This is a genomic window from Curtobacterium sp. C2H10 (genome assembly GCF_025407985.1).
In the GTDB taxonomy this organism is placed as follows: domain Bacteria; phylum Actinomycetota; class Actinomycetes; order Actinomycetales; family Microbacteriaceae; genus Curtobacterium.
This window is the reverse complement of record NZ_JABXGF010000022.1, coordinates 1-23,423: the sequence shown is the minus strand read 5'-3', so window position 1 is coordinate 23,423 and position 23,423 is coordinate 1. Positions and strand designations below refer to the sequence as shown.

The window sequence follows — 23,423 nt, the reverse complement described above, 5'->3', positions numbered from 1 at the left end:
CTGCTCCCACCGCTCCGAGGTGCCGGGGGTCGGCCGGGGGCGGTACGGTTCGGGCATGACCAGGTGGGTCGCGCTGCTGCGCGGGGTGAACGTCAACGGGATCACGATCAGGAGCGCCGAACTCGCGGCGCTGTTCCGGGAACGCGGCTACCAGGACGTCCGGACCGTCCTCGCCTCGGGGAACGTGGTGTTCGGCTCGGACGGCACGGCCGCGGCGCTGAAGACCGACATCGAGCAGTCGCTCCGGGACCGCTTCGGCTACGACGCCTGGATCGTGCTCGTCCCCCACGACGACCTCGCCGCCGTCGTGGACGGCTTCCCGTTCCCCGCCGCCGAGGACCGCCACGACTACGTCGTGTTCGGCTCCGACGAGGACGCCCTCGACGACCTGCTGGCCGACCTCGAGGTCGACGAGTCCGTCGAGCGCGTTGCCCGGGGTGCGGGAGTCGTCTACTGGTCGTGCCCGAAGGGGTCGAGCACGGACACGGTGTTCGCCAAGCGGGCCGGTGCCGCACGCTTCAAGCGGACGACGACGACCCGCAACGCGAACACGCTCCGGAAGCTCCTGTGAGCCGGGGTGGTCTGCACCACGTCGAACTGCGCACCGCCGACCTCGACGCGTCCGGTCCCGCGTGGGACTGGCTCCTGACCGAGCTCGGCCACGGGCCCTTCCAGCGGTGGCCCGACGGGCGGAGCTGGCGGCTCGGCGACCTGTACGTCGTGCTCGAGACCGCCCCGCTGCCGGGCGAGCACGATCGACGACGCCCGGGCCTGAGCCACCTCGCGTTCCACGCCGGTGGCACCGACGACGTGGCCCGGATCTGGGCGGCCGCGCCCGCGCACGGATGGCGACGCCTCTACGAGGACCGCCATCCGCACGCCGGCGGGCCGGACCACCACGCGGCGTTCCTCGAGGACGCCGAACGGTTCAAGGTCGAACTCGTCGCCGACTGAGCGGCGACGACCGGCCGCGGACAGCCACGGTCAGGACTGCGGCGGCTGCCCGTTGCTCGCGGTGGTGCCACCGTCGACCGGCAGGATCGCCCCGGTGATGAACGACGCCGCGTCACTCGCCAGGAACAGCACGGCCGCCGCGACCTCGTGCGCACGACCCGCGCGGCCGAGGGCGATCCGCTCCTCGAACTTCTCCTGCAGCTCCTCGTCCTCCGCCTGGTCCTGCGTGAGGTCCGTCCACACGAGCCCCGGCGCCACGGCGTTCACGCGGACGCCGAACTGCCCGTTGTCGAGCGCGGCGGCCTTGGTGAAGTTCGAGACCCCGCCCTTCGCCGCGTTGTAGGGGCTCATCCGCCAGTCCGCGTCCTCGCCGGACACCGACGAGGTGTTCACGATCGACCCCTTCGTGGCACGGAGGAACGGCAGCGCCGCACGGGTGCCGTAGAACACGCTGGAGAGGTCGGTCTCGATCACGCGGTGCCACTCGTCCGGCGTGATGTCCGTGATGTCGCCGGAGCTGAAGGTGCCGGCGTTGTTCACGAGCACGTCGATGCGGTCGAACCGCTCGATGGCCGTGTCGACGACCCGCTGCCAGTCGGCCGGGCTCGCGACGTCCGCGTGGAGCGCCACGACCCGGTCGCTCGGCAGGCTGTCGCCGACCGCTCGCACCTTCTCGTCGACGCTGTCGGTCAGGACGACGGACGCGCCCTCGTCGACGAACGCCCGCGCGGTCGCCTCGCCGATGCCGGACCCGGCACCCGTGACGATCGCCACCCTGCCCTCGAACCGGTTGCCCATGGTGTCTCCTCTCGTTGCACGATCCGTGCCCGGGGAGACGCCATCGGCCCAGCGGGGCACGGCGAGCCATGGTGCCCGCACCCGCCTGGGCGCGTTCGGAGGGTGTCAGGCGGTCGTGTCGTCCGGCTCCAGGTCGCGGTCGAGCGAGATCGTCGGGATCGACGCGGTGACGACCGATCCGTCGGCACGCAGGGTGCCCTGGATGTCGGCCGTCGTCGGCGCGCGCCCGGACATCCGCGGGCCCTGGTGCGGCAGCGGCACGACGGTCGGCTCGCCGGCGGTGACGTCCCACTGCTGGTTGTGCACCCACGCGGTGAACCCGGAGCCCGTCTCGACCGTGAAGGTCATGGCGTCCTGCTCGAGGTCGACGCGCACACGCGATCCGCGCACCGTCAGGCGGTAGGTGATCCGCTCCCAGTCCTTCGGCAGCCGCGGGTTGAAGGTCATCCGGCCGCCGTGGTCCCGCATGCCGCCGAACCCGTTCACGACCGCGCCCCAGATGCCGCCCGTCGAGGCGATGTGCACCCCGTCGGTCGTGTTGCCGTGCAGGTCGGCGAGGTCGACGTACAGCGCCGTCTGGAAGTACTGCAACGCGAGGTCGTGGTAGCCGACCTCGGCCGCCATGATCGACTGCACGACCGCCGACAGCGTGGAGTCGCCCGTCGTGAGGGCGTCGTAGTAGTCGAAGTCGCGACGCTTCTCGGCAGCGGTGAACTCGTGCCCCTGCAGGAACAGCGCGAGCACGACGTCGGCCTGCTTGAGGACCTGGAACCGGTAGATCACCAGCGGGTGGTAGTGGAGCAGCAGCGGGCGCTTGCTCTCGGGGGTGTTGTCGAGGTCCCAGAGTTCCTTGTCGAGGAACTGGGCGTCCTGCGGGTGGATGCCACGGTGCGGGTCGAACGGGATCTCCATCGACTCGGCCGCGTGCTCCCAGTCGGTGACCTCTTGCGCCTGCAGCCCGGTCCGCCGCACCATGCGCTCGTACTCTTCCGGGTCGTCGGCTGCGAGCTCGCGGCAGGCGTTCACGGCGAACCACAGGTTCGCCCGGGCCATCACGTTCGTGTAGAGGTTGTCGTCGACGACCGTCGTGTACTCGTCGGGACCGGTGACGCCGTCGATGTGGAACTTCTTGTCGCCGTTCGACCGCCAGAACCCGAGGTCCTCCCACAGGCGGGCGGTCTCGACGAGGATGTCGATCGCTCCGCGCTTGAGGAACTCGCGGTCGTCCGAGGCGCGGACGTACTGCATGAGCGCATGCGCGATGTCCGCGTCGATGTGGTACTGCGCGGTGCCGGCGGCGTAGTAGGCGCTGGACTCCTCGCCGTTGATCGTCCGCCACGGGAACAGCGCGCCGTGCTGGTTCAGCTCGCGGGCGCGGGACCGAGCCGCGTCGAGCATGTTGTAGCGGAACCGCAGGGCGTTCCGGGCGACGATCGGCGCCGTGTACGACAGGAACGGCAGGACGTAGATCTCCATGTCCCAGAAGTAGTGGCCGCCGTACCCGGACCCCGTGACGCCCTTCGCCGCGATGCCGTGCCCGTCGGTCCGGGCCGTGGCCTGCGCGAGCATGAACAGGTTCCACCGGACGGCCTGCTGGAGCGCGGGCTGCCCGACGATCTCGACGTCGCTCCGCGCCCAGAAGTCGTCCATCCACTCGGCCTGCCGCGCGAACGCGGCGTCGACGGACTCGGCACGCGAGCGATCGAGGGTCCGCTCGCAGCGGTCGGCGAGTTCGCGCGCCGGGACCCCGCGGGACGTGTGGTAGACCACGTGCTTCGTCAGGCGGATCGGCTGCCCGGCGCGCGCCTGCACGCGGTAGACGTGCTTCGCCAGGTCGTCCTCGATCGACGAGGACTCGTCCCAGCTGTTCTCGGTCTCGAGGTGGTGCTCGACGCCGACGCAGATCGTCATGCCCGAGCTCGCCGCCTGGTACCCGAGCAGCGAACGGCCGCCGGTGCTGCGCTTGAGCTTCGGCTCGAGCACCCGCTCGGTGAACGCCTCGGCCTTGCGCGGGTCGAACGCGTTCGCCGCCGCACGCATCCCCGCGTGGTACTCGTCCTGCACGTCCTGCCGGTTGAGGATCTGGCTCGACAGCAGGATCGAGGCGTCCGCGTCGAGCACGGTCACCTCGTAGTCGATGACCGCCAGGTGTCGGTCGGTGAACGACACCAGCCGCCGCGACCGGATGAGCACGCGCTTGCCCGAGGGCGTCGACCACTCGGTCTCGCGGAACAGGTACCCGCCCCGGAAGTCGAGCCGCCGGGTGTGCCGGAGGATGTCCGCCTCGGCCAGGACGAGCGGTTCGTCGTCGACGTACAGGCGGATCACCTTGGCGTCGGGCGCGTTGATGATCGTCTGCCCGGTCTTCGCGAAGCCGAAGGCGTCCTCGGCGTGGCGGATCGGCCAGGTCTCGTGGAAACCGTTGATGTACGTGCCGTACTGCACGCCGCCACGACCCTCGTCGAGGTTGCCGCGCAGGCCCAGGTACCCGTTGCCGACGGCGAAGTTCGTCTCGGCGACGCCCTGCTCGTCGGGCGCGTACTCGGTCTCGACGAGGGCCCACTCGTCGATCGGGTAGCGGACGCGGTCCAGCGGGTCGGAGGTGATGGGGTTCATGGTGCTCCGTGGGGAAGGAGGGTGTTCGTGGGGAGGGTCGGGAGGGCCTGGAGGCGCGGATCGCCCCGGCCGCTTCGCCTACGTCGTGCTCGTGGCCGGTTCCGGCAGCTCGTCGACGAGTTCGTCGAGGTCGCCGACCACGACGTCGGCGCCGTGCGCCCGGAGCGCGTCGGCCCCGGCTCCGCGATCGACGCCGATGACGAGCCCGAAGGCACCGTTCCGTCCCGCCTCGACCCCGCTCGTGGCGTCCTCGACCACGACGCACTGGGCAGCGGTCAGGCCGAACCGGCTCGCGGCGTCGAGGTAGGTGTCGGGCGCGGGCTTGCCGGCCAGACCGTCTTCGCGGGCGACGAGGCCGTCGACCACCACGGGGAAGCGCTCGAGGATGCCGGCCGTGCGGAGCACCTGCACGGCGTTGGCGGAGCTCGACACGACGGCGACGGACAACCCGGCGTCGATGGCGGCGATGAGGAACCGGAGCGAACCGGGGTAGGGCTCCACCCCGTGCTCGGTCAGCTCGGCCGTGAACTCGGCGTTCTTCCGGTTGCCGAGCCCGCACACCGTGTCGGCGTCCGGCGGGTCGTCCGGGGTGCCCTGCGGCAGGTCGATGCCGCGGGACTCGAGCAGGGAACGCACCCCGTCGTACCGGGGCTTGCCGTCGACGTACGCGAAGTAGTCCTGTTCCGTGTACGGAGCGACGCCGTGCTGGGCGAGGTAGGGCGTGAACAGCCGGCTCCACGCACGCATGTGGACGTCGGCGGTGGGGGTGAGGACACCGTCCAGGTCGAACAGGAGCGCTCGCTGGTCAGCGAGTCGCGCGGGTGTGCGCCGGTCCGGCGTCGTCATGTGCTGCCCTCCGGGGGACGGGGTCGTCGACGTTGCTTCCGGACGAGTCTAGGACCGCTCCAGGACCGGCGTTCAGGCGCGCCGGGCCCCTGTGGAAAGAGTTCACACACTCGTTCGCTGTGCAGGAGGTTCAGCGCAGCGCAGCGCCCGACGGCAGCGTCCGCACCCACTCCTCGATCGCCGAACCGATCTGCTGCCGGGCGTCGGTCCGCGAGATCGTCGCGGTGTCGTCGCCGGGCTGCGCACCGTACGCACCGAAGTCGGAGTGGTTCGCGCCCTGCACCTCGACCGTCATCGCGTTCGACGGCAGCAGGTGCCGCGCGGCGTCGACCTTCTCGGGGGTGGAGAGCCCGTCACGCGACCCCGAGACGCTGAGCACGCTGATGTACGACTTGCTGATGTCGTTCGCGCAGTAGCTGCCGAGCAGGAGCAGCCCGTCGGCGTCCGGCGCGAGCTGGCACGCGCGCACGCCACCGAGCGAGTGACCGCCGACCGCCCAGGACCGGACGTCGGGGGCGTGGGACTCGAACGTCGACAGCGGGCGGGTGTCGAAGAAGGCGAGGTGCAGCGTCGGCTTCGTGATGACGACGGTCGTCCCGCTGGCGACCACCTGCCGGAACGTCGCCATGTACGCGTACGGATCGACCTTCGCGCCCGGGATGAACACGATGCCCGCGCCGTTCGCCGTGCCGGTCGGCGTCATCACCACGGCGTCCCCGGCGTCCCGGACGGCCACACGGTCGTCACGCCAGACCTGCAGCGCCGCGCTCCGGGTGCCCTGCATGACGATGTTCGCCCAGACGAGGAACACCACCGCGATCAGCACGATCACGGCGACGACCCAGGCGGTCCAGCGGAGTGCTCGGTTCATGGTCTCCCTGCTTCCTGCGGGCGTCGGGCGGTGACGGTGAGCCAGCGCTCGTCGGCACCCGGGCGCGTGGTCTCACGGACGTCGACGTCGGTCCAGCCGGAACGGCTGACGACCTCGGCCAGGGGTCCCGGCGTCCAGTAGGTGAAGTGTCGCGCGAGGTCGAGCTTCCGCGTGCTCCACGCGTCGCCGTCGCCGAGCTTCACGGTGGCGGCCAGCACACCGCCGGGGTGCAGGGCGTCGCGGAGCCGCACGAGGACGCCCTCGAGCTCCGTCCGACCGACGTGCAGCAGCACGGCGTTCGCGAACACGGCGTCGTACGGGCCGCCGAACGCGTCCGAGCGCACGTCGACGAGGCGCGCCTCGTGCCCCGCGGACCGCAGCGCGTCGACGAACGACCGCGCTCCGTCGGTCCGGTCGACGACGAGTCCGGCAGCCTCGAGCGCGAGGGCGTCACGCCCCGGGCCCGACCCGAGCTCGAGCACCCGCGCCCCGACCGGGACGAGTGCGAGCAGGTCGTCGACGAGCCCGGCACGGTGGTCGTCGGTGCGCTCGGCGTAGCGGTCGGCAGCACGCTCGTAGGCGTCCAGCGTGCGCTCGGCGGCGAGGTCACGACGCATCACGACCTCGTGCCGACCGTCGGGCCGCGGGTCACCGGGCTCGTCGGCCGCGGTGAAGCCACAGCGCTCGTACGTGCGACGGGCCGTGGCGTTGTCCGGCATGACCGACAGTTCGAGGGTGTCGGCCCCGGCGCTCGCGGCCCAGGTCGCAACCGCACGGATGAGCGCGGCCGCGATCCCTCGGCAGCGGGCGGCGGGGTCGACCCACATCGAGATGAGTTCGGCGGTGCCGGGGTCCTCGCCCAGGACGCCGCTGGCCATGCCGACGACGGAGTCGTCCTCGGCGTGGGCGAGCAGGTCGAGCGCTCCGGGGATCGAGAGGCGGGTCCGCCACCGGTGCTCGGGCGCGTCGGCCCAGTCGGCGAGCGTGGACCCGAAGGCTTCGGGAGCGTCCGCGAGCGCCGCGAGCCGGACCGGACGCCAGGTCTCCCAGTCGTCCGCCGTCACCCGGCGCAGCGCGATCGTCACGCCCCGACGCTACCGCCCGCGGGTGCGAGCCGACCCTGCCGGGCCGACCCGCGCCTCCTGGGCCGGATCAGACCGCCGCAGCCTCCGTGACGGCCGCACGCAGCTCCGCCGCCGCGGCTGCGACGTCGTCCGCGCTGTAGATGGCGCTCCCGGCGACGGCGATGATCGCTCCGGACGCCTGCACGGCCGCGATCGACGACGCGTTCACGCCGCCCGCGATCGAGAAGGGGACGCCGGAGGCCTCGCCGGCCTCGAGCAGGGTGGAGAAGGTGAAGCCCTCCTCGGCCTGCTCGTCGAGCCCCGCGTGCACCTCGACGAACTGCGCGCCGAGGGCGACGACCTCACGGGCCCGGGCGGGCTTGTCCGCGACGCCGATGAGGTCGACGACGACGCCCTTGCCGTGCTTCTCGGCAGCGGCGACGGCGCCCGCGATGGTCGAGTCCCCGGCGACGCCGAGGACGGTGACCAGGTCGGCGCCCGCGGCGAACGCGATGTCCGCCTCGAGCTCGCCGGCGTCCATGGTCTTGAGGTCGGCGAACACGGTCTTGTCCGGGTGGGCCTCCTTCATCGCGGTGATGACGGAGAGCCCGGCGCTCTTGATGAGCGGCGTGCCGAGCTCGAGGACGTCGACGCTCGGGGCGGCCTTCGCGGCGAGGTCGAGCGCGGCCTCGGTGGTGAGGGTGTCGATGGCGAACTGGATCTGCATGGGTGTGCCTTTCACTCGAGGTTGGCGTGGCTGGGCCACAGGTCGTCGGCGGAGCGTCCGCTCCGGGTCCACAGGGCGTGGAAGAGTGCGTCGCCGAGCAGGACCACGGCCTGCTCGAAGCGGCTGCCCGCGTACTGCTCGGAGGCGCTGCCCGACCGGTCCGTCTTCGTCGCGGCGGGGACGACGAGGGTGACGGCGGCGAGCGCGCCGAGCGGCGAGTCGTCGGTCGTCGACACGGCGAGCACGTCAGCGCCGACGTCGACCGCGGTGCGCGCCGCCTGGACGATGCCGGTGGTCGTGCCGGAGCCGCTCGCGACGAGCAGGACGTCCCCCGTCCGGATGGCCGGGGTCGTCACCTCGCCGACGACGTGCACGTCGAGTCCGAGGTGCATGAGCCGCATGGCCGTCATCCGCAGCGCGAGGCCGGAGCGGCCGGCCCCGTGGACGAACACGCGCTCGGCACCGCTGAGGAGCTCGAGCGCGGCATCCGTGTCGCCCCGGACCGTCTCGGCGAGGTCGGCGGACTCGCGGACGATCAGGGCGAGGGCGTCGGTCACGGTGTCAGCGGGCATGCCATCGATCGTCGTCGGGACGCGGGTCCGCCGCCGCTACCCGACACGGCGGGGTCCCCGTCCGATCGGGTGGCCCCACCCGCTCGGGTGGGAGTCGTACGGTTGGTCACGTGACCGACACCGTGCGCGACGACGGGACGGCGGCTCCGTCGGCCGTCCAGGAGGCGCGGCGCGACCCCGCAGGACGCCTCGCCGCCGCCGACCACGCGCGCACCGTCGCGGAGCAGGCGGACCGGCACGCACTCACCCTGGAGTCGGTGCTCGCCGTGCTCCGGTCGCCGCGCGTGGGCGACGCGGCCGCCCGTGCCGAGGCCGTCGAGATCGCGTCGGCAGCGCTCGTCGACCTCCGGACCGTGACGGACCGGCAGCGCGGAGCCCTGCTCGAACCGGTCACGGGGGCGTTCTCGCGGCTCCGGGCCGACCTCCGTCCGCTCGTCCGGTTCGGGGACCTCGACGTGCAGTTCGTGGAACCGCCGGCGACCGGTCGAGCACTCCCCGGCGACGTCGCCCACAGCGCCCGGGCGATCGTGCGGACGGCGGTGCTCGCCCTCGTCGACGAGGGAGCTGCGCGACGCGTCCGGATCCAGTGGGACTGCGACGGCCGGAACCTGCTCATGCAGCTCCGCGACGACGGAGCCGGCACGCTCGACGTGCACGACGACACCGTCCGGCCGATCGCCGAGCGGGTCGCGACCCTCGACGGCGAACTGCACGTGGCGTCCACGGCGGGCTGGGGGTCCGTGCTCGACATCGCGATCCCGCTCGACCCGCCGGCGGGGACCCCGGTGTCGTCGGAGGCGTCCGACCTCACGCCGCGGGAGCAGGACGTGCTGCGGCTCGTCGCCACCGGGATCGGCAACCGGGAGATCGCCGACGGGCTCGGGATCAGCCCGAACACGGTGAAGTACCACGTGGCGAACCTGCTCCGGAAGCTCGGCGCGCGGACCCGGGCGGAGCTCGCCGCGGTCAGTTCCCGGGCGTGATCCCGGCGGGGCTGAAGCGGTAGCCCATGCCCGACTCGGTCACCAGGTAGCGGGGGTGTCCCGGGTCCGGCTCGAGCTTCCGCCGCAGCTGCGCCATGTACAGCCGTAGGTACCCGGAGTCGTTGCCGTGCGACGGTCCCCACACGTCGGTGAGGAGCATCTCGCGCGTCATGAGCCGGTCGGGGTTCGTCACGAGGACCTCGAGCAGCCGCCACTCGGTCGGGGTCAGTCGGATGGCCGGACCGGACGGCGGCGTGACCTGCTTCGCGACGAGGTCGACGACGAGGTCCCCGATCGACACCGAGGGCGTCGCACCCGCGGCCGACGCTGCCGCGACCTGCCGCCGTCCGAGCGCCCGGAGTCGGGCGAGCAGCTCGTCCATCTGGAAGGGCTTCGTGACGTAGTCGTCCGCGCCGGCGTCGAGTGCGTCGACCTTGTCCGACGAGTCGGTCCGACCGGAGAGCACGAGCACCGGGACCTGCGACCAGGCCCGGATGCCCTCGAGCACCCCGATGCCGTCGAGCCGGGGCATCCCGAGGTCGAGCAGCACGAGGTCGGGCCGCTCGGTGATGACCGCGTCGATCGCGGCCCGGCCGTCCCGGGCGGTGACGACGTCGTACCCGCGGGCGGCCAGCGTCACGGCGAGCGCCCGGACGAGCTGCACGTCGTCGTCGGCGATCAAGACCTTCATCGCGCACGGCCCTTCATCGGATCTCCACTCCCAGGTGTCCGGCGATCGGCAGCCGCACCACGACGGTGAGTCCGCCGCCGGGGGTGTCGTCGACCTCGATCGTGCCGCCCATGCCCTCGGTGAACCCGCGGGCGAGGGCCAGTCCGAGTCCGAGTCCGGTGTCGTTGTCGGTGTCGCCGAGGCGCTGGAACGGCTGGAACACCTCGTCGACGCGGTCCGACGGGATGCCGGGGCCGTGGTCGGCCACCCGGAGCTCGACGCCGCCGCCGAACGCGCTCGCGGCGATGCGGACCCGGGTGTCCTCCGGGGCGTACCGCACGGCGTTGGCGAGGAGGTTCACGACGACGCGCTGCAGCAGCACCGCGTCGGCGAGCACCGGCGGGAGGTCGGCGGGCAGGTCGAGGTCGACGTCGTCCGGACCGAGCTCGAGCTCGTCGAGCGCGGGGGCGACCACCGTCTCGAGGGCGAGCGGCACCGGCGTCACGGCGAGCACCCCGGCCTGCACGCGACTGACGTCCAGCAGGTCTGCCAACAGCACCGCGAGCTGACGCAGGCTCTCGTCGGCGGTGGCGAGCAGCGCCTCCTGGTCGTCCGCCGACAACTCGATGTCCGGCGCCCGCAGCGTCTGCACGGCCGCCGAGGCGGCCGCGATCGGCCGCCGCACGTCGTGGCCGACGGCCGCGAGGATCGCGCTCCGCACCCGGTCCACCGCCGCGATGCGCTCGGCGTCGACGGCCGCACGGGTGAGGTCGCGGTGCTCGACGGCGGCGTCGAGCTGCTGCTCGACGACGCGCAGCAGTCGGCGCTGGGTCGGGTCGTCGGGGGCGCCCGCGAACTCCAGGACGGCGCCGGACGGGAGGGACGTGGCGGCGTCCGGCGTCTCGCCGAACGTCCCGGACGTGGCCGGCACCTCGTCGCCCTGCCGGATCCGGACGCCGGCGAAGCCGAAGGCCTCGCGCGTCCGGTCGAGCAGCGCCTGCAGGGCGTCGTCGCCGCGGAGCACGCTGCCGGCGATCCCCATGAGGAGGCCCGACTCGGCGGCGGCGCGGCGGGCGGCTCGCGAGCGACGGGCAGAGCGGTCCACGACGAAGCTCACGAGCACGGCACTGATGACGTACATGACGAGGGCGACCAGGTGCCACGGCTGCTGCACGGTGACCCGGTGCAGGGGTTGCACGAAGAAGAAGTCGAGGCTCAGCCCGGACAGCACGGCGGCGAAGACGGCCGGCCACATCCCGCCGACGAGCGCCACCACGAGCACGAGCAGCTGGTAGGCGAGCACGTCCACGGTGATCGAGTCGGGGTCGGTGCTGAACGACAGCAGCCAGGTGAGCAGTGGACCGGCAACGAGGGAGAGCACGAACGCGGCGACGATCCGGCCGCGGGACAGGCTGCCGCCGAGCCTCGGGAGGGCGAAGCCACCGCCCGCCCGCTCGTGGGTGACGACGTGGACGTCGATGTCGCCGGACTCGCGGATGACGGTGTTGCCGATGCCCGGGCCCGTGATCGCCGCGGCGAGCCGGCTGCGGCGGCTGACCCCGATGACGATCTGCGTCGCGTCGATCGACTTCGCGAACCGCACCAGCGTCGTCGGCACGTCGTCGCCGACCACCTGGTGGTACGTCCCGCCGAGCTGTTCGAGCAGGGTGCGCTGCTTCCCGAGCGCCCCCGGGTGGCGCTCGCGGAGGCCGTCGTTCGTCGTGACGTGCACGGCGGCGAGCTCGCCGCCGGCGCTGCGGGCGGCGATCCGGGCGCCGCGGCGCAGCAGGGTCTCGCCCTCGGGGCCGCCGGTCAGGGCGACGAGGACGCGTTCCCGGGTCTCCCACCGGTGGTCGATGCCGTGCTCGGCGCGATAGGCCTTGAGTGCGTCGTCGACCTCGTCGGCGAGCCAGAGCAGGGCGATCTCGCGCAGGGCGGTGAGGTTGCCGAGCCGGAAGTAGTTCGACAGCGCCGCGTCGATCCGGGTCGCCGGGTAGACGAGCCCGTCCGACAGCCGCTCGCGGAGCGCCGCCGGGGCGAGGTCGACCACCTCGATCTGGTCCGCGGCGCGCACCACGGCGTCCGGGACGGTCTCGCGCTGGACGGTGCCGGTGATCTCGCGGACGACGTCGCCGAGGGACTGCATGTGCTGCACGTTCACGGTGGAGATGACGTCGATCCCGGCGTCCCGCATCGCCTCGACGTCCTGCCAGCGCTTCTCGTTCGTGCTGCCGGGCGCGTTGGTGTGGGCGAGCTCGTCGACGAGGGCGATGTCGGGTCGGCGGGCCAGCACGGCCTCGAGGTCGAGGTCGTCGAGCTGGACGCCGCGGTGCTCCACGATGCGACGGGGAACGACCTCGAGCCCGTCGACCAGTGTGGCCGTGGCGGCGCGGCCGTGGGTCTCGACGACGGCGACGACCACGTCGCGGCCCTCGGCGCGCAGTCGGTGCCCCTCTTCGAGCATCGTGAACGTCTTGCCGACACCGGGCGCCGCACCGAGCAGGACCCGCAGCTTCCCGCGCTTCACGTGCTCATCCTCTCGCGTCCGAGGGGTGCGGGGAGCGCCCGCACAACCAAAGTCCGTGCGAACCGCGGTTCCGCGCGGTTCGGTGTGACTTCGGTTGTGCGGGAGCGATCCGCGCCACGGGTCACGCCGACGCCTTCGCGAGCGCCAGGTTCAGCTCGAGCACGTTCACCACGGGCTCCCCGAGGAACCCGAGCTGCCGCGCCTCGGTGTGCTGCTCCACGAGCGTGCGCACCGCCGACTCCGACATCCCCCGCGCAGCGGCCACGCGGGACACCTGCTGCAGCGCGTACTCCGGGCTGATGTCCGGGTCGAGGCCGGAGCCCGACGCCGTCACCGCGTCCGCCGGCACCTCGGCGACGGGGACCCCGTCGGCCTTCGCGACCGCCGCACGCCGCTCCTGCACGCTGCGGAGCAGGTCGGGGTTCGACGGCCCGAGGTTCGACCCACTCGACGCCCCGGCGTCGTAGCCCTTCTCCCCCGCGGCGCTCGGCCGCGACTGGAACCACCGGTCGGCTCCGCGGCCGTCGAACGACTGCCCGATGAGCGACGACCCGACGACGGTGCCGTCCGACGACGTCACCATCGAGCCGTTCGCCTGGTCGTGGAACGCGGCCTGGCCGACGCCCCACACCGCGAGCGGGTAGGCGATGCCGAGCACCACGGTGCTGAGGAGGGTGAGCCGGACGGCCACCCCGAGTGAGCGGAACGAGGAACGAGATGCAGACGTCATGAGGAGAACCCCGGGATGAGACCGACCACGAGGTCGATGAGCTTGATGCCGATGAAGGGGACGACCACGCCGCCGAGCCCGTAGAGGAGCAGGTTCCGGCCGAGGATCGACGATGCCGAGGCGGCGCGGTAGGCGACGCCGCGGAGGGACAGCGGGATGAGCGCCACGATCACGAGCGCGTTGAAGATGACGGCGCTGAGGATCGCGGACGCGGGACTGTGCAGCCCCATGACGTTGAGCGCGGCGAGCCCGGGGAACGCCATCTGGAACATCGCGGGGATGATCGCGAAGTACTTGGCGATGTCGTTCGCGATCGAGAACGTCGTGAGCGCCCCGCGGGTGATGAGCAGCTGCTTGCCGATCCGGACGACGTCGATGAGCTTCGTCGGGTCCGAGTCGAGGTCGACCATGTTGCCGGCCTCCTTCGCCGCGGTCGTCCCGGTGTTCATCGCCACGCCGACGTCCGCCTGCGCCAGGGCCGGGGCGTCGTTCGTGCCGTCACCGGTCATCGCGACGAGGTTGCCGCCCTCCTGTTCCTTGCGGATCAGGGCGAGCTTGTCCTCCGGCGTGGCCTCGGCGAGGAAGTCGTCCACACCGGCCTCGGCGGCGATCGCCTTCGCGGTGCGCGGGTTGTCGCCGGTGATCATCACCGTGCGGATCCCCATCTCGCGCAGCTCGGCGAACCGTGCCGCCATGCCGTCCTTGACGACGTCCTTGAGGTGGACGACCCCGAGCAGCGTGACCGCACCGGAGGGTGCGCGGCGTCCGACGACGAGCGGGGTACCGCCCTGGTCCGAGACCTCGACCACCGTGGCGTCGATGGCCTGCGCGACCGCTTCGGGGACACCCGCTGAGCCGGTTGCAGCCCAGGCGAGCACTGCCGAAGCGGCACCCTTGCGCACGGAGCTGCCATCGGGCAGGTCGACGCCGGACATGCGCGTCTGTGCGGTGAAGGGCACCTCGACGGCACCGGCGGGGAGGTCCGGGGCGACGCCCGCTCCCGCGGCGAGGTCGACGATGGACCGCCCCTCGGGGGTCCCGTCCGCGGCAGACGACAGGGCAGCCGCCTCCATCAGGGCCGGCTCCGTGACACCGGGGACCGGCACCACGCGCGACGCCCGACGGTTGCCGTACGTGATCGTCCCGGTCTTGTCGAGCAGCAGGGTCGTGATGTCCCCGGCGGCCTCGACCGCACGGCCGGACATCGCCAGGACGTTGTGCTGCACGAGTCGGTCCATGCCCGCGATGCCGATCGCGGAGAGCAGGGCACCGATCGTCGTCGGGATGAGGCAGACGAGCAGGGCGATGAGCACCGGCACGCTGACGGTCGCCCCGACGAGCCCGGCGATCGGCTGCATCGTCAGGCAGACGATCACGAACACGATCGACAGCGAGGCGAGCAGGATGTTCAGCGCGATCTCGTTCGGCGTCTTCTGCCGGGCGGCACCCTCGACGAGCCGGATCATCCGGTCGATGAAGGTCTCACCAGGGGTCGACGTGATGCGCACGACGATGCGGTCCGAGAGCACCCGGGTGCCGCCGGTGACGGCACTCCGGTCGCCGCCGGACTCGCGGATGACCGGGGCGGACTCACCGGTCACGGCCGACTCGTCGACGGACGCGATGCCGTCCACGACGTCGCCGTCGCCCGGGATCACCTCGCCCGCGACGACGACCACGACGTCGCCCTTGGCGAGGTCGACGGACGCGACCTCCTCGGTCTCGTTGCCGGTCGCCGCCGCGTCGGACCGGTCGTACCGGAGCACCCGACGGGCACTCGTGGTCGAGCGGGTCTTCCGCAGCGTGTCGGCCTGCGCCTTGCCCCGGCCCTCGGCCACCGACTCCGCGAGGTTCGCGAAGACGACGGTGAGCCAGAGCCACACGGCGATGGCGATGGTGAACGCGGACGGCTCGACGACGGCTGCTGCCGTCGTCAGCGCGGCGCCGACCTCGACGATGAACATGACGGGGTTCCGCCACATCAGTCGCGGGTCGAGTTTGCGCAGGGCACCCGGGAGGCCCGCCACGAGTTGACGGGGTCCGAAGGCGGACGAGCGTGTGGCCGGCCTGGAGGCGCTGGTCGCCTCGTGCTCGGAGGTCGCGGTGGTCATGGTCTCGGCTTTCATCGGGCGAGGGCTTCTGCGAGCGGTCCCAGTGCGAGCACCGGGAAGTAGGTGAGTGCGGTCACGACGACGGCGACGCCGCCGAGCAGGACGATGAACAGCGGCCGGTGCGTGGGCAGCGTGCCGACGGTCTCCGGCACCCGGTCCTGGGTCGCGAGGGACCCGGCGAGCGCCAGCACGAACACCATCGGGACGAACCGGCCGAGCAGCATCACGACGCCGAGCGCGGAGTTCATCCACGTCGTGTTCGCCGTCAGGCCGCCGAACGCCGAGCCGTTGTTGTTCGCGCCCGAGGTGAAGGCGTAGAGGAGCTCGGACAGGCCGTGGTTGCCCGGGTTGAAGATCGACGTGCCGACGACCTGCTCACGGACGCCCGGGAGCACCAGGGACAGGCCGGTGCCGAGGAGCACCAGGGTCGGGGTGACGAGGATGTAGAGCGACGCGAAGGTCATCTCGCGGGCCCGGATCTTCTTGCCGAGGTACTCGGGGGTCCGACCGACGAGCAGCCCGCCGATGAACACCGTGATGACCGCGAGCACGAGCATCCCGTACAGCCCGGAGCCGACGCCGCCGGGGGTGACCTCGCCGAGCATCATGTTGACGAGCGCCATCATCCCGCCGATCGGCGTGAAGCTGTCGAACATGCCGTTCACGGCGCCGGTCGACGTCGCGGTCGACGTCGTCCCGAAGAGCGTCGTGCCGAGGATGCCGAACCGCACCTCCTTGCCCTCCATGGCGGCCCCGGCGGCGTGGGTCGCGCTGCCGCCGCCACCGAGCTCGGCGATCGACATCACCGAGAGCGAGACGAGGAAGATCGCGCCCATCACGGCGAGGATCGCGTAGCCCTGACGGTCGTCGTCCACCATGCGGCCGAACGTGCGCGGCAGCGAGAACGGGATGACGAGCATGAGGAAGACCTCGACGAGGTTCGTCCACGCCTGGGGGTTCTCGAACGGGTGCGCCGAGTTCGCGTTGAAGTAGCCGCCACCGTTCGTGCCGAGTTCCTTGATGGCCTCCTGCGAGGCGACGAACCCGTCCGGGATGTGCTGCGTCCCGCCGATCAGGGTCGTGACGTCGGTGCCGCTCCCCCACGACTGGATGACACCACCGGCGACGAGCACGATCGCGAACACGAACGCTCCCGGCAGCAGGAGCCGGCCGGTCCCGCGGACGACGTCCACCCAGACGTTGCCGAGCGTGCCGGAGCGTCGACGGGCGAAGCCGCGGACGAGCGCCACGGCGACGGCGAGCCCGACCGCCGCGGAGAGGAAGTTCTGCACCGCGAGGCCGGCCATCTGCACCGTGTACCCGACGGTGACCTCGGGCGAGTACGACTGCCAGTTCGTGTTCGCGACGAACGAGGCCGCCGTGTTGAACGCGAGCGACGGACCGACGTTCGGCAGCCCGAGGTCGCCGGGCAGCACGACCTGGATGCGCTGCAGGAGGTACACGAGCAGCAGCCCGACGGCGCTGAAGAGCAGCACGCCGCGCAGGTACGCGGGCCACGACTGCTCGGCATCGGGGTCGACGCCGATCACCCGGTAGACCCCGCGCTCGATCCGGCTGTGCCGCGTCGGCGTGAACACCCGCGCCATCCAGTCGCCGAGCGGCCGGTAGGCGACGACGAGCAGCAGCACGAGGGTGGCGACCTGGACGATCCCGGCCCACGTGTCCGCGGTGCTCATCAGAACTTCTCCGGGCGCACGAGGGCCCAGACGAGGTACACGAGCGAGGCGACGCCGAGGACGGCGGCGGCGATGGTGATGACGATCACAGCCGTTCCACCGCCTTGGCGATGAGTGCCACCACGCCGAACACGGCGAGGACACCGGCGACGACGAAGACGTCGAACACGAGGGACTCCAGAGGTTCACGGGGTCCGCGCCGGGCGACGCGGACGGCACCACGTGTGGTGCCGAACCGATGCTGGATCCGGCACCGCCCCTCCGGACCCGTCCCTAACGGTTTCCTGACGCGCTCCTGACACACGCATGCGCGTCACTAACGCCCGCTCGCTCGCCCCAGCCGCTCGGCGAGCACGGCCGTCGCCGCACGGAGTTCGTCGGGCCCCTCGACGGTGAAGTCCGCGGTGGCACCGGCGAACGCCGCCGCGAGGCCCTCCCACGACCAGGAGCCGCGCGTGAGACGGCACCGGTCCGGGCCGAGCGGCTCGAGCACGGCGTCGTCGGGGAGGTACGGCGCGACGGTCTCGGCCGGCACCTCGAGGACGGCGGTGCCGGTACACGGCCAGACGTCCTCGCGGTCGGACCCCTTGAACCGCGCGGCCACGAACGCTGCCGGATCGCCACCGGGCACGGGCCGTGTCGTGAACGGCACGCGCGTCCGCATCCGCGGGGTGATGCGGTCGACGCGGTGGGTACGCCAGTCGTCGCGGTCGAGGTCCCAGTCGAGCAGGTACCAGCGGCCGTTCCGGGCGACCACCGCGTGCGGCTCGACCCGGTGGGGCGTCTCGTCGGGGCCGTACCCGAAGCGGAGGACCTCGCCGAGGTGGACGGCCTCGCTCACCGCGACGAGGACCTCCGGGTCGACGGGGGTGCGGCCGGCCGACGTGACCGCGTCGATCGCGTCCACCCGTGTGCGCAGACGCGCGGGCATCACCTGCCGCACCGTCGCGAGCGCCCGGGCGGCCGATTCGGCGATGTCCGCACCGGACGCGGGTGCCACGGCGAGCGCGATGGCGATCGCGACCGCCTGGTCGTCGTCGAACAGGAGCGGGGGCAGGTCCGCACCCGCTGCCAGCCGGTACCCGCCGGCCGGGCCGCGCAGTGCCTCCACTCGGTAGCCGAGGCCGCGGAGCCGGTCGACGTCGCGGCGGAGCGTGCGCGGGCTGACCTCGAGCCGCCCGGCGAGCTCGTCGCCGGGCCAGTCCCGGTGCACCTGCAGCAGCGAGAGCAGCGCGAGCATGCGCGAGGACGGTCCGGACATGCCTCCAGTATCGGTGGAGAAGCGGACAGGATTTGACCGCAATGCCCGGGATGCTGGTCCCATGAGCATCGAAACGACAACCCACCTCAACTTCGACGGACAGGCCCGCGCGGCCCTCGACTTCTACGCCTCGGTCTTCGGCGGCGAGGTCGCGTCCATGACCTACGGTGCGATGGGCGCCTCGGACGAGCCGGACTGGGCCGACCGCATCGTCTGGGGTCAGGTCGCCACCGACGCCGGGCTGCGGGTGATGGCCTTCGACGTCTGGCCGGGGCAGCCGTACGACCAGGGCACGAACGCCTTCTACGTGTACGTGCACGGTGACGACGCGGCCGAGCTCGAGCGGTACTGGGCGGCGCTGTCCGAGGGGGCCGAGATCCGGCAGCCGCTCGGTCCGTCGGCCTGGGCGCCGCTGGCCGGGCAGCTCCGCGACCGCTTCGGCGTGATCTGGGCGCTCGACGTCGCGTGACGTTTCCGAGCCACTTCCCCACGAAATCCGACCGCCGGTAGCGTGCCGGCATGCCCGAGTTCCGTCCGATGCCCGGCTACGAGCTCGGCGACGGGTGGGTGGCCGCGCGTCGACGCCGCTCCCGGTTCGGCCGGGTGTGGCGATGGGCCGGGCCGCCGGTGGCGCTCCTCGCCCTCGTCGCGGCCGTGCTGCTGTTCCGCTGGTACGCGGGCGTGGCCGACCAGGTCCGGTGGGAGTGCGCCGTGTCCACCTGCGGGACGAACGACCCGCGGTCCTTCGCGCCGGAGGGGTGCTGGGCGCTCCTGGTGCTGGCCACGCTCGGCGTCGGACGGCTGCCGGGGCGCTGGTGGTGGCGAGCCGGACTGCTGCTGGCGTTCGCGGTCGTCGCCGCGTGGTCGATCGACTGGTGGCGGCTGCCGGGGACGGACCTCGGCCTGTTCGTGACCCCGATCGGCGCGGGTGGTGTCGGCGCCGTGCTCCTGCTCGCCCGGACCGGGATCGCGGTCGATCGTGCACGTGGGCGAGCCCACACCGCCCGGCGACGGGCGCGGTGACGGGCGGTCAGCGCGCGGGACTCCACGTGCTGACCGTCACGGCAGCGGTGACGCTCGTCGGCGCGAACACCTGCTCCGGGTCGACGTGGTGGTGGCTCGGCCCCATGTGCACCACGTCGTGGACGTCCTCGGCGGACAGCTCCATCGTCCACGTGAGGTCCTCGGCCGAACGCTGCTCGAACGCGGGCGTGAGGGAGTCGTGCAGCCGCCGTTCCTTCTCGGGGTCCACCGTGATCGTCGCCTCGGCCAGCTCCGCCAGGTGTCCGGTGCGCGGGGTCACCACCACGAGGAGGCCCTCGGGGTGCAGCACACGGGCGTACTCCGTCTGGTTGCGTGGCGCGAAGACGTCCAGCACGACCGCGGCTGCGCCGTCGACGACCGGGAGGCGCTCGGTCACGTCCCCGACGACGGCCCCCGCACGCTCGTGGATGCGAGCGGCCCGTCGGATCGCGACCGCGGACAGGTCGAGCGCGACCCCGAGCCGCGGGACGGCCTCGAGCGCGTGCGCGAGGTACGTGCCCGGCCCGGACCCGACGTCGAGGACGACACCGGGCACGTCCACGGACGCGACCGCCCGGGCCACGGCCCGTTCGACCGGCGCGTAGTGCCCGCGCCCCAGGAAGCGGAGTCGGGCGTCGACCATCTCCGGGGTGTCCGCCGTCAGCGCACGACGCTTCGCGGGCAGCAGCGTGAGGTGCCCCTGCTTGGCCTCGTCGAACCGGTGGCCCGTGGCGCAGCCGACCTGGCCACCGTCGACACGGCCGAGGGGCTCGGCGCAGACAGGGCAGGCGAGCATCGGCAGCAGGTCGTCACGCACCGGCCCAGCGTACGGGGCCTCGCTAACCTGGCCGGATGTCGCTGCAGCAGCTCTTCGGCCTCGACGGACGCACCGCCCTGGTGACGGGAGGCAGTTCCGGCATCGGGCGAGCGATCGCCACCGCCCTCGCGGACGCCGGCGCACACGTGCTCGTCGCTGCCCGGACAGCGGCGACCATCGACGCCACCGTCGCTGCGATCCGGCAGGCGGGTGGCTCGGCCGACGGCATCGTCGCAGACCTGTCCACGCGCGCCGGAGCCCACGCCCTCGCCGACACTGCGGGCGATGTCGACGTGCTCGTCAACTCCGCGGGGATCAACCTGCGGCCGCCCATGGCCGACCTCGACGAGGACACCTGGGACGCCACGATGGCCGTGAACCTCGACGCGCCGTTCGTGCTCGGGCAGCGGCTCGCGCCCGGCATGGCCGCTCGCGGGTACGGCCGGATCATCGGCATCAGCTCCCAGCAGGCGCACCGCCCCTTCGCCGCCAGCGGCGCGTACGGGGTCTCGAAGGCGGGCCTGGAGGCGCTGGCCCGGTCCCAGGCAGAGGCCTGGTCCGGGCACGGGGTCACCTCCAACGTCCTCGTCCCCGGTTTCGTCCGGACCCCGCTCAACGAACGGCTCGGTGCCGACCCCGCGACCGTCGCCGCCCTCGCGGCACGGACCCTGGTCGGGCGGAACGGGCTCGCCTCGGACTTCGCCGCCGCCGCGGTGTTCCTCGCCGGCCCCGGTTCGGCGTACGTCACGGGGCAGTCGATCGCGATCGACGGCGGGTTCTCCGTGCACTGACCCCGGTACGGTCGGGGCATGGCCGTCATCCACCGTGCAGAACTCCGCCCGTCGAAGCTCGAGGCGCTCGCCGCCTGGCTGCCGGACCAGCCCTGGAGCGAGGTGTCCGCCGGCGACGACCTCGCGATCGCGGGGAAGTTCCGGTTCGACGACCCCGCGGGCGAGGTCGGCGTCGAGACGGTGCTCGTGCGCACCACGGACGGTCGGGTGCTCCAGGCACCGCTGACCTACCGCGGCGCACCGCTCGTCGGCGCCGAGGCCTTCCTCGTGACCGAGATGGACCACTCCGTGCTCGGACGACGCTGGGTCTACGACGCCGTGGGCGACCCGGTGTACGCCGACGTCCTGCGCCGGGCGATCGCCACGGGCGGGCACGAGGCCACCCTCGAGCGCGCCGACGGATCCGGGGCGTGGGACGCCGAGGGGACGGCCTCGGGCAGCGGGTCCGACGCCGACTCCCCCACCGTGACGACCGTGGACGCGCAGACCTCCGGCGCCCTGACCTCCGTCGCGACCGACCACGGGACGCTCGTCGTCGCCCGTGCCGTCGGGGCGGAGCTGCCCGCTGGTCGCACGCTCACCGGCGGCTGGGCCGACGGGACCGGTGTGCTCGCGGTCCTGGTGCCCTGAACCGGACCGCCTGACGGCCGCGACGGCCGTGGCGGGACCGAGCCGCGCCTCCCGTCCGTCGCTCGCACCGATGCCGGTACGGACAGGGCCTGCCTGGCCGGGCACGCCGATGGCAGGATCGAGGGCGTGAAGACACTGGAGTTGCCACAGACGGACCTCACCGCCTCCGACGTCGTCGTCGGCCTGATGCGGATCAACGACATGAGCGACGAGGACATCCGTGCGCTCTACCGCGCCTCGCGCGACGCGGGCGTGACCATGTTCGACCACGCCGCGGTGTACGGCGGGTGGCACGGCTGCGAGGAGCGGTTCGGCGCGGCCGTCACGCTCTCCCCCGCCGAGCGCGCCGAGATCGTGCTGCAGACCAAGGTCGGCATCCGCCCGACCCCGAACGGCGCGTACTTCGACTTCTCGTACGAGCACATCATCGAGTCCGTGCACGAGTCCCTCACGGCACTGCAGACCGACCACATCGACGTCCTCCTGCTGCACCGTCCCGACGCCCTCGTCGAGCCGGAAGAGGTCGCGAAGGCCTTCGACGAGCTGCACGCCGTCGGCAAGGTCCACCACTTCGGCGTCTCGAACCACACGCCGGGGCAGGTCGACCTGCTGCGCCGCTCGGTGCAGCAGCCGCTCGCGTTCAACCAGGTGCAGCTGAGCATCACGCACGCGAACGTCATCGCGCAGGGCGTCACGGCGAACATGGGCGGCCTCGACCAGTCGATCGACCGCGACAACGACATCCTCAACCACTCGCGCAGCAACGACATCACGCTGCAGGCCTGGTCACCGTTCCAGAAGGGCTTCTTCGACGGCGTCTTCCTCGGCGACCGCGAGCACTACGCCGAGCTGAACGACGTGCTCGAGGAGCTCGCGGCCGCGCACGGGGTCACCCCGACGGGCATCGCCGTGGCGTGGATCACCCGCCACCCGGCGCACTTCCAGGTCGTCCTCGGCACGACGAACCCGCAGCGCGTCCGGGACTCTGCCGCCGGGTCGGACGTCGTGCTCTCGCGCGAGGAGTGGTACCGCGTGTTCACCGCAGCGGGGCACACCGTCCCCTGAGCGGATCGGGCAGGGTGGGACCCGTGCTCCACGACCTCACCCTGCCCGTCACCCTCGTCGCCCGCTCCGGCCCGGTCACCGTCCGGGACGCCTCGCCCGACGACCTCGACGCCCTGATGGCGCTGCTGTCGGACGACCCGATCAGTGCCGCACGCGGGGACGTCGCCGCGCCGGAGGACGAGCCGCTGTACGCCGCCGCGCTCCGGGCGATCGTCGAGGACCCGGCGAACGCGCTCCTCGTCGTGACGGACGAGCGGGACGTCGTCGTCGGCACGCTGCAGCTCACGCGGATCCCCGGGATGGCCCGGCGTGGATCCGCCCGGCTGCTCGTCGAGGCGGTCCGGGTGAGCAGTGGCGTGCGCTCGGGCGGGATCGGCAGCGCGGTGATGCGGTGGGTGGTCGACGTCGCCGCCCGGGAACTCGGGACGCCGCTCGTGCAGTTGACCTCGGACGCGGACCGGACGGACGCGCACCGGTTCTACGAGCGGCTGGGGTTCACGGGCTCGCACGTCGGGTTCAAGTACCGCGTGCCCGGCGGGCGCGCCGGGCGCTGACGCGGCGCGGGGCCCGCGGTCGCGGCCCGCGGCGTCGCTTGCCGTCGCACAACCGAACGCGCGTCGAACCGCGGTTCCGCGCGGTTCGTGGTGCGTTTGGTTGTGCGCAGCACGAG

The 23,423-nt window shown here is 72.5% G+C and carries 24 protein-coding genes; 9 read left to right on the top strand and 15 right to left on the bottom strand.

Features of this window, described 5'->3' with window-relative positions; all coding sequences use genetic code 11:
* Positions 1-55: 55 nt before the first annotated feature.
* Both HWD93_RS09975 and HWD93_RS09970 read left to right on the top strand, forming a co-directional pair.
* Complete coding sequence (locus tag HWD93_RS09975; protein WP_261646728.1) at positions 56-571, top strand: DUF1697 domain-containing protein; 516 nt, start codon at positions 56-58, stop codon at positions 569-571.
* A complete protein-coding gene (locus HWD93_RS09970; RefSeq protein ID WP_261646727.1) occupies positions 568-954 on the top strand; it encodes a VOC family protein in 387 nt (128 codons plus the stop codon). Before HWD93_RS09975 ends, HWD93_RS09970 begins: the two co-directional genes overlap by 4 nt.
* Positions 955-984: 30 nt before the next feature.
* Here HWD93_RS09970 and HWD93_RS09965 read toward each other — a convergent pair whose 3' ends face one another.
* From HWD93_RS09965 to hxlB, 7 genes are all read right to left on the bottom strand, one after another.
* A complete protein-coding gene (locus HWD93_RS09965; protein ID WP_070417621.1) occupies positions 985-1,752 on the bottom strand; it encodes an SDR family NAD(P)-dependent oxidoreductase in 768 nt (255 codons plus the stop codon).
* Between the two features lie 105 nt (positions 1,753-1,857).
* Positions 1,858-4,368, bottom strand: coding sequence for a glycoside hydrolase family 65 protein (locus HWD93_RS09960; protein ID WP_070417620.1), 2,511 nt, complete (start codon positions 4,366-4,368; stop codon positions 1,858-1,860).
* A 78-nt stretch (positions 4,369-4,446) separates the two neighbouring features.
* A complete protein-coding gene (locus HWD93_RS09955) occupies positions 4,447-5,214 on the bottom strand; it encodes an HAD family phosphatase (RefSeq protein WP_261646726.1) in 768 nt (255 codons plus the stop codon).
* A 130-nt stretch (positions 5,215-5,344) separates the two neighbouring features.
* Positions 5,345-6,085: an alpha/beta hydrolase gene (locus HWD93_RS09950; protein WP_261646725.1), complete on the bottom strand. Its 741-nt coding sequence runs from the start codon at positions 6,083-6,085 to the stop codon at positions 5,345-5,347.
* Positions 6,082-7,170 (bottom strand): bifunctional GNAT family N-acetyltransferase/class I SAM-dependent methyltransferase, encoded by a 1,089-nt coding sequence (locus HWD93_RS09945; RefSeq protein ID WP_261646724.1) that lies wholly within the window; start codon positions 7,168-7,170, stop codon positions 6,082-6,084. Before HWD93_RS09945 ends, HWD93_RS09950 begins: the two co-directional genes overlap by 4 nt.
* A 67-nt stretch (positions 7,171-7,237) precedes the next feature.
* Positions 7,238-7,876, bottom strand: coding sequence for a 3-hexulose-6-phosphate synthase (hxlA, locus tag HWD93_RS09940; protein WP_070417617.1), 639 nt, complete (start codon positions 7,874-7,876; stop codon positions 7,238-7,240).
* Between the two features lie 11 nt (positions 7,877-7,887).
* Positions 7,888-8,448, bottom strand: a complete 561-nt coding sequence (gene hxlB, locus HWD93_RS09935; RefSeq protein WP_070417616.1) for a 6-phospho-3-hexuloisomerase — start codon at positions 8,446-8,448, stop codon at positions 7,888-7,890.
* 110 nt (positions 8,449-8,558) lie between these two features.
* Between hxlB and HWD93_RS19480 the strand changes: the two genes are divergently transcribed.
* On the top strand, positions 8,559-9,431 hold the full coding sequence (locus HWD93_RS19480) for a LuxR C-terminal-related transcriptional regulator (protein ID WP_261646723.1): 873 nt from the start codon (positions 8,559-8,561) through the stop codon (positions 9,429-9,431).
* On the opposite strand, the gene HWD93_RS09925 is transcribed toward HWD93_RS19480, so the two are convergent.
* From HWD93_RS09925 to HWD93_RS09895, 7 genes are all read right to left on the bottom strand, one after another.
* A complete protein-coding gene (locus HWD93_RS09925) occupies positions 9,415-10,122 on the bottom strand; it encodes a response regulator (protein ID WP_092385376.1) in 708 nt (235 codons plus the stop codon). The genes HWD93_RS19480 and HWD93_RS09925 overlap by 17 nt on opposite strands.
* A 13-nt stretch (positions 10,123-10,135) precedes the next feature.
* Positions 10,136-12,628: an ATP-binding protein gene (locus HWD93_RS09920; RefSeq protein ID WP_071295171.1), complete on the bottom strand. Its 2,493-nt coding sequence runs from the start codon at positions 12,626-12,628 to the stop codon at positions 10,136-10,138.
* Positions 12,629-12,749: 121 nt separating this feature from the next.
* Complete coding sequence (gene kdpC / locus HWD93_RS09915) at positions 12,750-13,358, bottom strand: potassium-transporting ATPase subunit KdpC (protein ID WP_071295170.1); 609 nt, start codon at positions 13,356-13,358, stop codon at positions 12,750-12,752.
* A complete protein-coding gene (kdpB, locus tag HWD93_RS09910; protein ID WP_139201897.1) occupies positions 13,355-15,469 on the bottom strand; it encodes a potassium-transporting ATPase subunit KdpB in 2,115 nt (704 codons plus the stop codon). Before kdpB ends, kdpC begins: the two co-directional genes overlap by 4 nt.
* 11 nt (positions 15,470-15,480) lie before the next feature.
* The gene (kdpA, locus tag HWD93_RS09905; protein ID WP_261646722.1) at positions 15,481-17,166 is read right to left on the bottom strand and encodes a potassium-transporting ATPase subunit KdpA; all 1,686 of its coding nucleotides are present in this window, start codon (positions 17,164-17,166) and stop codon (positions 15,481-15,483) included.
* On the bottom strand, positions 17,166-17,255 hold the full coding sequence (kdpF, locus tag HWD93_RS19475) for a K(+)-transporting ATPase subunit F (protein WP_070417610.1): 90 nt from the start codon (positions 17,253-17,255) through the stop codon (positions 17,166-17,168). Before kdpF ends, kdpA begins: the two co-directional genes overlap by 1 nt.
* A 227-nt stretch (positions 17,256-17,482) precedes the next feature.
* On the bottom strand, positions 17,483-18,427 hold the full coding sequence (locus HWD93_RS09895) for a YafY family protein (RefSeq protein ID WP_261646721.1): 945 nt from the start codon (positions 18,425-18,427) through the stop codon (positions 17,483-17,485).
* A gap of 61 nt (positions 18,428-18,488) precedes the next feature.
* On the opposite strand from HWD93_RS09895, the gene HWD93_RS09890 reads away from it, so the two are divergent.
* Entirely contained in the window at positions 18,489-18,896 is a 408-nt protein-coding gene (locus HWD93_RS09890; protein WP_092385390.1) for a VOC family protein, read from the top strand.
* A gap of 50 nt (positions 18,897-18,946) precedes the next feature.
* Complete coding sequence (locus tag HWD93_RS09885; protein WP_261646720.1) at positions 18,947-19,450, top strand: hypothetical protein; 504 nt, start codon at positions 18,947-18,949, stop codon at positions 19,448-19,450.
* A gap of 7 nt (positions 19,451-19,457) precedes the next feature.
* Here HWD93_RS09885 and HWD93_RS09880 read toward each other — a convergent pair whose 3' ends face one another.
* A complete protein-coding gene (locus tag HWD93_RS09880) occupies positions 19,458-20,267 on the bottom strand; it encodes a putative RNA methyltransferase (RefSeq protein ID WP_261646719.1) in 810 nt (269 codons plus the stop codon).
* Between the two features lie 35 nt (positions 20,268-20,302).
* Here HWD93_RS09880 and HWD93_RS09875 point away from each other — a divergent pair, with 35 nt between their 5' ends.
* The 4 genes from HWD93_RS09875 to HWD93_RS09860 all read left to right on the top strand — a co-directional run bounded on the left by HWD93_RS09875 (position 20,303) and on the right by HWD93_RS09860 (position 23,307).
* A complete protein-coding gene (locus HWD93_RS09875) occupies positions 20,303-21,058 on the top strand; it encodes an SDR family NAD(P)-dependent oxidoreductase (RefSeq protein ID WP_261646718.1) in 756 nt (251 codons plus the stop codon).
* 18 nt (positions 21,059-21,076) lie between these two features.
* Positions 21,077-21,688, top strand: coding sequence for a hypothetical protein (locus HWD93_RS09870; RefSeq protein ID WP_261646717.1), 612 nt, complete (start codon positions 21,077-21,079; stop codon positions 21,686-21,688).
* A 126-nt stretch (positions 21,689-21,814) separates the two neighbouring features.
* On the top strand, positions 21,815-22,753 hold the full coding sequence (locus HWD93_RS09865; RefSeq protein WP_261646716.1) for an aldo/keto reductase: 939 nt from the start codon (positions 21,815-21,817) through the stop codon (positions 22,751-22,753).
* A gap of 23 nt (positions 22,754-22,776) precedes the next feature.
* Positions 22,777-23,307, top strand: coding sequence for a GNAT family N-acetyltransferase (locus HWD93_RS09860; protein WP_261646715.1), 531 nt, complete (start codon positions 22,777-22,779; stop codon positions 23,305-23,307).
* Positions 23,308-23,423: the final 116 nt, after the last annotated feature.